Source organism: Aphanothece microscopica RSMan92 (assembly GCF_046613545.2).
Lineage (GTDB): Bacteria > Cyanobacteriota > Cyanobacteriia > PCC-6307 > Cyanobiaceae > NIES-981.
On sequence record NZ_JBKKKY020000490.1, the window covers coordinates 1 to 477 of the forward strand.

Annotated in this window: 2 protein-coding genes; one reads left to right on the forward strand and one right to left on the reverse strand. The window is 70.0% G+C overall.

What is annotated here, in order from left to right; translation table 11 throughout:
- On the reverse strand, nucleotides 1-210 hold a 210-nt coding region (locus tag ACLD7X_RS18685; protein WP_425625516.1), incomplete at its 3' end, for an Lrp/AsnC family transcriptional regulator.
- Between the two features lie 16 nt (nucleotides 211-226).
- Between ACLD7X_RS18685 and ACLD7X_RS18690 the strand changes: the two genes are divergently transcribed.
- A partial coding sequence (locus tag ACLD7X_RS18690; protein WP_411425177.1) for a hypothetical protein occupies nucleotides 227-477 on the forward strand: 251 nt, incomplete at its 3' end.

Sequence of the window (477 nt, forward strand, 5' to 3'; positions counted from 1 at the left end):
CACGGGCGATTTGGTCAGCCCCACGCGGCGGGCCAGTTCCGTCGCGCTGATGCGGCCATCGACCGACAGGATGCGCAGGATCGCGCGGTCGTATCGGTCAAGGTCGGGCCGGTCGTTCGGCATGTCCGGGGGCCTTTCTTCGGGCGATCCGCCTGCCATCGGGCACAGATCGGGACAAACGGCTTTGAGTTTCGCGATATCATGGGCCAAACAGAGGAATCCGTCCATGCCCCATGCCGATGCCCCCCGCGACCCCTGGACCGTGATCGAAGGCGGCGCGCTGGCGCCCGAAGGGCCGCTGCTGGCCGCGCTGGTCGCGCAGGCGGGGCTGGATGCCGCCGCCCGCGCGCGCATCGTGGACCATGCCGCGGGTCTGGTGTCGCGCATCCGCCAGGGCGGCAGGCCGGGCCTGATGGAGGTGTTCCTGGCCGAATACGGCCTGTCCACCGACGAAGGCATCGCGCTGATGTGCCTGGC